The sequence below is a fragment of the Lishizhenia sp. genome, from assembly GCF_057456495.1.
This window is the reverse complement of record NZ_JBVCPV010000188.1, coordinates 1-5,730: the sequence shown is the minus strand read 5'-3', so window position 1 is coordinate 5,730 and position 5,730 is coordinate 1. Positions and strand designations below refer to the sequence as shown.

The window sequence follows — 5,730 nt, the reverse complement described above, 5'->3', positions numbered from 1 at the left end:
GGCAATATAAACAGGCTGCACCATGGAGGCTAATGAACCTAACACCCATTGCCTTCCTTTATCCCTATTGATAAAATCAACACCGTTAAGTAATACATCTATGTAGGTAATACGATTAGCGATTGAATCTATCGAATCCAAATACCCCTTGGAATGCCTTAGGGTATAAATACTGTCTCTTTTGCGCACATATTCTAATTCCTCTGGAGACAAGGGCTCCGTTCTCGTATTTTTCCAAAAACTTGAATCACGCTCATATGCTTTTTCTGTAGTAACCGCTACCTCATTCCCAAAATACTTGGGTGGAAAGTTCACTCCAAAGTCATAATTCGTATACTTCACAGAAGTTTTACAAGTATGTATAGATTCCTTGTGATTCACACCGTAAGTCATTAATTGCTGACTTAACACACAAGTGGTATCTGAAGAAATATCAAAATCTTGTTCTATGGTAAAGTAGTCATACATTAACAAGTTCCCACCACTTAAAGTCAACTGTAACTTCTCCACCATCCAACTTCCATCCCTAACATAGATAAAACCGGACAAGGTTGAAGTAGCTGAAGAGCGGGCTTTAATCTCTATCTTAAAGGTTTTAACACTATCCACTTCAAGTACATCAACCAACTTATATTTATACGACAAAATTCCAACGGTAGAAATTGGAGATGGCACAGGAGATTCATTCAAATCATCCAAAAACAAGGTATTCTTAAAAAAATTAAAATTTGATTTTGCCGTGGTAGTGAAATAAAGGTAATTGCTTCTAGACCCACGCTGTTCAAAAGCATTTCTTAACTCTCTTACTTTGTTGTAAGGAGCATAATTACGCTTCAGACCAACCTCTATCATATTGAAGTTGCGAAGAAATTCTAGTGAATTATCTTTAGAGGTGGTGTCTTCAGCTTCCTTTTCTTTTTTACGCCTTTTCTTTTTAGGCGCTTCTTCAATTCTTTGAATTTTCTCAGTGGCTTTGATATATACGTCACAAGAGTAAGGATACTGATTGAAATCTAAACTGTCCTTTCTCCGAACAACTTTCAGAATAATCTCTCTTCCCGGATTCTTTTTACTTCCAGAAATTTCAACCTCGTCTATATCTTGGATACGCATGGGGAAAAGCTGAACGTTTTGAACATTCTCTCCCTTTTTTACAGCTATAAAAACTTCTTTTTTCTCGTATCCTGTAGCTGCATAGATTACCCGATAAGAACCATTTTCTAGGTTCACGGAATAATTCCCTTCTACATCAGATCTGACGCGGTATTGGTTGTTTTGTCCTCTTAGGAAAATATCTACGAAAGGAATCGGTTGATAATTCTCATCTACTACCTTCCCTTTCAACAGGTCTTGTCCATACACATGTATGGTCCCTAGGAGGGTTAAAAGTATGATGAGTAGTTGTTTCATATCATTATTTAAGACATCTGGTTCATCCCAAAAGTTACAGGAGGAAGCTCAATACTTAACTATTAAATGATAAACGGTAAAAAAGTAACAGTATTACTTATTCTTTGCTTGATCCTCTAAGTATTGTTGATGTTTCAGCATTCGCTTCATCATCCATCTTCTAATCATCCAAAAACAGAAGGCAAATACGGGCAACAAATAAAAGCTAAGCCATGTTTCAAAACCTTCGGTAATTCCCATGTAGGTAATGTAGATGAAAGAAAGAATAACGAGCGCAAGCCAAAATACTTGCATGATCTTATTGTACGTTTGCATGTTCTATTTATTAACGCGTGCTTTTACATTATAGACAAAGGCCGTATCAAAATTACGATTCGTTTTCGCTCCTTGTCCGTATAGTATCATATTAGGGTAAGTAATCGTAACGGCTTTTTCTGTATAAACAGAATCACCTTTCTTATCCCAAATGAGTTCTTCTGATTTTAAAATTTTGTTCTGTTCAACATTCTTGAGCTCTACACTATCTCTCACAAACATATCACCTGTATTCTTATCTATCTCGCCATACAAAGCTGTTAAGATAGACACAACCTCTCCATTATCGTTGAAGAACTTGACCTTCAAACCATCTTTCAACTTCGTCTTTTGCGTCTCATTATAAGACTCAGCGATAGTAGCTGTCAATTCTAACTTCGCATAACCAGAATCCGTATAGATTACATTTAAATTACGCGAAGCTTCATCTGGTGCATGTTCGATGGAAGAAACTTCTTTAATTCTTTCCAAATCGTTTACACAAGAAAAAAAGATACCTGCCACTCCAAGAATGACAGGTATCGTAAATATGTTAATGCCTAAGGCTCTCATTAGAATTTCTGAACAGTTACCGTTCTATTTCCCCAACATTCTAAAGTGATCGTTTCACCTACTTGCTTACTCGCATTAAAGATATCTTCTCCTGAAGGACAAGCTGCTTGGTAACGAGAAGCACTGAATCCGTACTTATTTGCAATTTCTACAGCGTAGTAGTTGTTTGCTTTTCTTTCGAATGTTGTGTTTCCACAATCGTTGATGCTAGCCATTACAGAGTTTGCTGCAATTTTAGCTCCTTCCACTGAGTTCTTTCCGCTTACTGCTAATCCTGCATTGTGTGCAGCTTTGTAACTTCTAGCTCTGTAGTAAGCAGTAGCAATTGCCAATTCTGCATCAGAAATTAAATCCGCATCATCAGAAAGGTCTATTACTTCTTTGTATGCTGCTACAGCAGAAGAAGTTCTTCCTTTTACATCTAACAATTTCGCTTTTTGCAATTTCGCATCTACTGATGTTGGGTCGATAGCAATTAATGTATCTATCAACATTTCGTATTCTTTACTATCTGTACAAGATTTCGTTTCTAACAATTTGATAAAGTTATTTACGTTAGATTTTTTCAAATCTTTCTCTTGTGGTAAAGCAGCCATAAAGTTGTTGATCTCTGGTAATAAAGATTCACAATCTCTTGCTACATAATCCAAGTAAGATGTTAATACCTCTAAAGTTCTTGGCGTTAATCCTTTTTCAGAAACAATGTTGTTCAATTTAAAGTATTCCCCAATAATTCTTTTCGTGTACCCATCTTTTGCTTCACCTTCTGCTTTAGACCATAAGGTGTAAATGTTTGCGTAGTACTGCTGAACTGTATAGTCTGTAGCTTCTTCAGAGTGGTTATAAATAATATAACTAAATGCTGAATCAGCCTCTTCTAATTTATCAGCTCTGTTAGAAAGTAATAAGTATTTACCCTCTTTCTTTTTATAAGAAACATTGATTCCGTGCTGTCTTTGCGCATTATCGTAAGTGGATAATAAAGAATCGATGTATGCAGCTTGCTCTTCACCTTCAGTTTCTTTAACCATACGCTCCAAAGAGTAAATCATTGGACTGTAGAAAGCATTTTCTAAACCTCCACATTCCTTTTCTGCTTGTAAATAAGCTGTAGCGGCTTTTTTGTAGTTTTTCGCTCCATAAGCAACATTCGCTACTTTTTTGTACCTATTACACTCGTTTCTATCACCCTCACCTTGTGCATTCGCTGTAAACGTTGCTAACACTGCAGCTCCAAGTATAAGTTTTCCTAACTTCATCTTTGTTTTTTTTATTAATCGTATTTGTACTTTCTAAACCATCGGTCATAACCGGGCGACAAATTTACACCAAAATTAATTCCCCAAAAGTTTTCTTGTATTGTGTTAATGTTACCATTTCCTCTTTGTCCATATGTAACCCCTAAGTTTATGGAGGAAACAGCTCTGTTTAACACTACCGGTAATCCTATCCCAAAACTTGTGCCAAATTCTGACAACTGACTTTGATTCACCTTATTTGGAAGAACGCTGTTGTAGAATCCTACGCGATAACTCATTCTTTCATAATACTTTGCCACCGTTTTTCTTTCAGCTGCTATTCTGTGTGGTTTATATTGTAAACCAACACGGTAAGAAGTAGCATCAAACAAAGTATTCGCATCCGGAATTCCTCCAAGGGTTCTAGAATACTCACTCCAATTGTCGGCATTATATTCTGCCGTAAGTAAAAACTCCGGCTTTAATCTTCTTGAACTATTTGTATCCGCTTGCGGCGTAAAGCTATAAGTAATTCCCAATTTATAGCTAGAAGCTAGAGTAGTTGTTCCTTGCGCATCAGGATTTGGGTATAGGGTATCATAGGTTCCAATATTGTTATAACTCGTAAAGAAGACATCGTATTTGTTTTGAGCTACAGATATTTGTTGACTAGGAGTATAGCTTGCACCTATTGTAACTCTATGTTCTGAATTCGGCGTAAAACTATAATTCATTCCTAAATCATAGGTGTACCCTCTGTAGTTCAACCTGTCATCTTTGTAAGAACCTAGCTCAGAGGTAGAAACCATTCTGTAAGTTCTACTGTAATTTTGCGTGTAACCAAATAAAAAGTTTCCATTTACACCTAAACCTAGAACATGTTTTTTCTTGGCAATTACATTAACACTCAATCCACCAAAAACTTGTTGTATCCCCCCAGATCCTTTGTATTCATAAAAGACAGAATCCCCGTCTACAAGCTCAGCATCATTTACATCGTATCCTACTCTACTGTACGGACGGATTCCAAAACCTAACCCAAAGCGATTAGCAAAAGGAACTACAAGTGAAAAATGCGTAACGTTACCGTATGATAAATTCCCTTCAGAAGCTCCGTCTGACAAGGTGGTGTTTCTGTAATCAATTCCCATAGAAAAAAGTGGGAGACCCTTGGCAATACTTGCGTAAGATGAAGGATTAAAAAGATTAGTTTGAGAACTATCGATTAACGCAACAGATGATCCTCCCATGGATTGGAAATAACTACTTCCAAAAAAGTTAGTTTCCCCAACACCTAAGGATGAATATGGAGACGATGCATTTGTCTGTGCCCTTAAAAAAGGAGCCATACACACCGCAAAGAGTATTAATATATTATTTCGCATTATGCTCGAGAATTAGATTTAAGCCTTGAAGCGTTAAATTTTCGTTGACAAAGATGTAATTTTTTGCTGCCATATCAAATAAATTAGCATCTCCACCTGTCATAAAAGTTGTTAATCCAGCATATTGCTTTTCATATTCGGCTATCAACCCTTGAATTTCTGCACGCATTCCATTTATAACACCCGACCACATACTTTTATGTGTAGAATTTCCAATCAACGGAGTTGGATCGGTATTCTGGTAAAGCGGTAAACGTCCCGTAAAAGCGTTCATGGCTTTATACCGCATTTGTAATCCTGGAGAAATTGAACCTCCCAAATACTCTCCCCTTTCATTAACAAAATCAAACTTGATACATGTACCTATATCTACGATGAGCACAGGTGTTTTTCTTTTCAGCATTTCTGTATGGGCAAAAGCAGCATTAGCAGCCCTATCAGCTCCCAAGGTTTCGCTTTGATAAAGATTAACAAAAGGATACTCGGAAGAACTACTCAAAACATGATCTGGTTGAAAGTATTGAACCAAAAAATCCGTATCAGATGAGGAAAGCACACTAGAAAGTAAAGATTTTTTATACCCTTGGTATTTTTTTTCACTTTGGGTATTTTTTAAATCGCCCAAGGTAACTGCAGCCAAAACGCGCAAGTCATCTCCCTGGACTTCAACTATCTTCACACGCGTATTCCCGGCATCTATAATTAGATTTTTCGCTTCTTCTTCCATTGATGGACAAAGATAAGCGAAGAATTTTAAAAAAAATTGTTGCAAGGGCACTTCAGAACAAATAAAGTTTATATATTTGCACCCACCAAACAGAAGGTGATGT

6 protein-coding genes are annotated in these 5,730 nt (G+C 36.7%); all 6 read right to left on the bottom strand.

Annotation, left to right across the window (positions count from 1 at the left end):
* The coding region (locus AC22ZQ_RS12070; RefSeq protein ID WP_318959023.1) for a DUF5686 family protein at positions 1-1,410 on the bottom strand (1,410 nt) is incomplete at its 3' end.
* A gap of 93 nt (positions 1,411-1,503) precedes the next feature.
* Positions 1,504-1,725 carry a hypothetical protein gene (locus AC22ZQ_RS12065; RefSeq protein WP_318959022.1) on the bottom strand — a complete coding sequence of 74 codons (222 nt, stop codon included), beginning with the start codon at positions 1,723-1,725 and terminating at the stop codon, positions 1,504-1,506.
* Between the two features lie 3 nt (positions 1,726-1,728).
* Positions 1,729-2,277: an LPS export ABC transporter periplasmic protein LptC gene (gene lptC, locus AC22ZQ_RS12060; protein ID WP_318959021.1), complete on the bottom strand. Its 549-nt coding sequence runs from the start codon at positions 2,275-2,277 to the stop codon at positions 1,729-1,731.
* Complete coding sequence (locus AC22ZQ_RS12055; RefSeq protein ID WP_318959020.1) at positions 2,277-3,536, bottom strand: tetratricopeptide repeat protein; 1,260 nt, start codon at positions 3,534-3,536, stop codon at positions 2,277-2,279. The genes lptC and AC22ZQ_RS12055 overlap by 1 nt, the downstream gene beginning before the upstream one ends.
* A gap of 14 nt (positions 3,537-3,550) precedes the next feature.
* Entirely contained in the window at positions 3,551-4,900 is a 1,350-nt protein-coding gene (gene bamG / locus AC22ZQ_RS12050) for a BamG family beta-barrel-assembly machinery protein (RefSeq protein ID WP_318959019.1), read from the bottom strand.
* The coding region (locus AC22ZQ_RS12045; RefSeq protein ID WP_318959018.1) for a type III pantothenate kinase at positions 4,890-5,730 on the bottom strand (841 nt) is incomplete at its 5' end. The genes AC22ZQ_RS12045 and bamG, both read right to left, overlap by 11 nt.

Coding starts and splice junctions, on each gene's coding strand:
- AC22ZQ_RS12065 (WP_318959022.1), bottom strand. CDS start 1,725: ATGCAAACGTACAATAAGATCATGCAAGTATTTTGGCTTGCGCTCGTT.
- AC22ZQ_RS12055 (WP_318959020.1), bottom strand. CDS start 3,536: ATGAAGTTAGGAAAACTTATACTTGGAGCTGCAGTGTTAGCAACGTTT.
- bamG (WP_318959019.1), bottom strand. CDS start 4,900: ATGCGAAATAATATATTAATACTCTTTGCGGTGTGTATGGCTCCTTTT.
- lptC (WP_318959021.1), bottom strand. CDS start 2,277: ATGAGAGCCTTAGGCATTAACATATTTACGATACCTGTCATTCTTGGA.